Source organism: Cellulomonas sp. P1_C4, assembly GCF_056406355.1.
Genome location: NZ_JBFUAI010000044.1, coordinates 1 through 2,631, shown reverse-complemented (window position 1 = coordinate 2,631; position 2,631 = coordinate 1). Strand labels below are relative to the sequence as shown.

The window sequence follows — 2,631 nt, the reverse complement described above, 5'->3', positions numbered from 1 at the left end:
GTGCGAGGGGAGCTCGACCACTTCGGCGCGCTCGGCTTTCTGCAGGGTCTGCTCACCGTCCTGCGGGACTCCGACTACCGAGGCCTGGTTGTCGTGCTGGACGAGGTGGAGACGCTGCAGCGCGTCCGGTCCGACGTCCGCGAGAAGTCGCTCAATGCCCTCCGACAGCTCATCGACGAGGTCGACGGAGGGCGGTTCCCCGGCCTCTATCTCGTGATGACCGGAACGCCGGCGTTCTTCGACGGCCAGCAGGGCGTGCAACGGCTCGCTCCGCTAGCGCAACGGCTCGCAGTGGACTTCGACACCGACGCACGATTCGACAACCCGCGCGCGGTCCAGATCCGACTGCCCGGCTTCACCCCGGACTCGCTGCGGTCCCTTCGGCATGCGGGTGCGCGACATCTACGCGGCGGGCGCGGCGTCACCGGAGCGTGTCCAGTCGGTGGTCGATGACCGCTACATCGAGCTGCTCGCAGGGGCGGTCGCGAGTGAGCTCGGCGGTCGCGTGGGTGCGGGCCTCGCTCTGCTCGCCTTCGGCACCTTCGCCGCCATAGCTGCGTTCAACCGTTCGGTGGTGCACTCTTCGCGCGCGCTCAGCAGCGCGATGACGCGCAGGAGTGACGTCTGAGCGATCCACGGGCGATAGCCTCCCTGTCGAGCGAGGAGGCCAGCCGTGGACGTGAGCGACATTGTCGAGTACTGGGCGCGATTCGGACGGGATGAAGCCACGGGGCAATGGACCCATCCGGACGACCGGGCCGTTCTGGCGGGGCAGCACTCGTTCAACCTCGACTACCCGACCTGTCCATACCTTGGCCCGGTGACATCGGCGAAGGTCGTCATCCTCGGCGCCAACGGCGGCTACAGCCCGACTGTGACGCCCGACGAGTTCCCCGATGCCGAGGCGTTCGAGCGCTATCTGCGACGCATTCGGGACCCAGAGAGCGCGGACTGGTCGAACGTCTCCCCGTACTACGACCGCGTGAACTACGGACCGCTCGTCTTCCACGGTGACGCGGTCTGGATCAACGCTTCGCCCTATCGGAGCCTCAGAATCAGCGCGGAGCCCGACAACCATCGCCTGGTCAGGTTGCTGCCCTCGTCGGCTTTCATTCGGCGCTGGCTCATCGATGCCGTCGTGCCTCTCGCCGCCCGCGGAGAACGCCTTGTCGTCGTCAAACGCCCGGGACTCTGGCGGCTCCCGCCAGAGGTGAGGACGGCCATGGGCGTGATCGTCGATCCGGCACCGATCTCACCTCAGTTGACTTCGGGGCCTTGGAAAGCGGTACAGGACTTCCTCACCGGCCGCGGTCCGGCATCGGGCGCTCACACCCCAGGCCCTCAAGAAACGGCTGGGCAGACTCGAACGACAGCCGAACCGGGCGAGGTTGAGGCGCGGCGGAAGCGCCTCAAGGCTGACGCCATTCCCGCCGGAACGCCGCAGTCGCAGGTCTGGCCGCTCGTCCGCGTTTGCGAAGCGCTCGGGCTCAAACTCATAGCCCCAGAAGCGGCGTGGCCCGGTTACGGCAAGGTGGTCCACCTCGACGACGAGCGGAGTATCTACATCAATCGCACGAACGCTGATGTCCGCTCGAGCCCGGCTGAGATCGCAGCCTGGCAGAAGGCCGGCCTCGGCACGGTACGGCCCGACAACGACCGATACCTACGCGTGAAGCTAGACGCTGCCCTGCTCGAGGACGTACTGGTCCGGGGACCTGAGAGCGCGTCACTATTCAAGGTGGACGTCAATGACATGCTTCGGGACCTGATCGGCGTCCAGCTCACCACGATCAGCGGACGACCGAACCGGATCCTGGGTGTCCGACCACCGGACGCCGGACAGGGGATTCTCGGCTTCGACTTAGCGGACGCGCCACCGGTCGAGTCGCTGGATCCCGAGGCGGCTCTGGTCGACGCTCTCCTCGGATCGGCGACCTATCGGGAGCAGCGCCTCCACAGTGGCCGTCACCCGCTCGACGATGCCGTTGTTCGTTCCTTCGTGCTCGGCGCGTTGCGTCGTGGCGGGCGCGCGCACCACGACACGCTGGCGGCCGATGCCGGCGTTGCGACTCCGCTCGTCGCAGGGACCCTCGTGAGGCTGCGACGGCTCTTGAACGTGGACATGTACCCCGTCGTTCGCGACGACGAAGACGGAGTCACTCTTGTGCTCGACGTGGCACTCCTGCGTCAGCAGTTCGGCCTGGGATCCTGACGCCGTGGTAGTCATCAGCCCTCGTCGCCGTTCCGAAGTCATCGATGCACTCCGTCGAGGCACCGTCCCTCAGCAAGGTCTCGACGTGCTGGCCGTCGGTCTCGAGAAGTTCGAGACGGCGATCGATGGTGAGCTCACGACCGTGGCTAACGGCGGTGGGCAGTTCAAGGCTGTCCGCGGCGAGTACGGCTCCGGCAAGACCTTCTTCACGCGATGGCTCGTCGAACGGGCGAAGCGCGAACGCTTTGCCGCGGCCGAGATCCAGATCTCTGAGACGGAGACGCCACTCCACAAGCTCGAGACCGTCTATCGCCGCCTCGTCGAGAGCCTGTCGACCGCGGAAGCGCCCCCCAGCGCGCTCCGCGACGTGGTCGACGGCTGGTTCCACGTGCTGACCGAGGACGTCATCGCCGCGGGCA

Annotated in this window: 4 protein-coding genes; all 4 read left to right on the top strand. The window is 66.9% G+C overall.

Features of this window, described 5'->3' with window-relative positions; all coding sequences use genetic code 11:
- Positions 1-453, top strand: coding sequence for a BREX system ATP-binding domain-containing protein (locus AC1DYZ_RS20155; protein WP_477066870.1), 453 nt, complete (start codon positions 1-3; stop codon positions 451-453).
- A complete protein-coding gene (locus AC1DYZ_RS20150; protein WP_477066872.1) occupies positions 386-628 on the top strand; it encodes a hypothetical protein in 243 nt (80 codons plus the stop codon). Before AC1DYZ_RS20155 ends, AC1DYZ_RS20150 begins: the two co-directional genes overlap by 68 nt.
- 45 nt (positions 629-673) lie before the next feature.
- Positions 674-2,212 carry a hypothetical protein gene (locus tag AC1DYZ_RS20145; protein ID WP_477066869.1) on the top strand — a complete coding sequence of 513 codons (1,539 nt, stop codon included), beginning with the start codon at positions 674-676 and terminating at the stop codon, positions 2,210-2,212.
- Between the two features lie 4 nt (positions 2,213-2,216).
- Positions 2,217-2,631: BREX system ATP-binding domain-containing protein (locus AC1DYZ_RS20140; RefSeq protein ID WP_477066871.1), on the top strand; the 415-nt coding region annotated here is incomplete at its 3' end.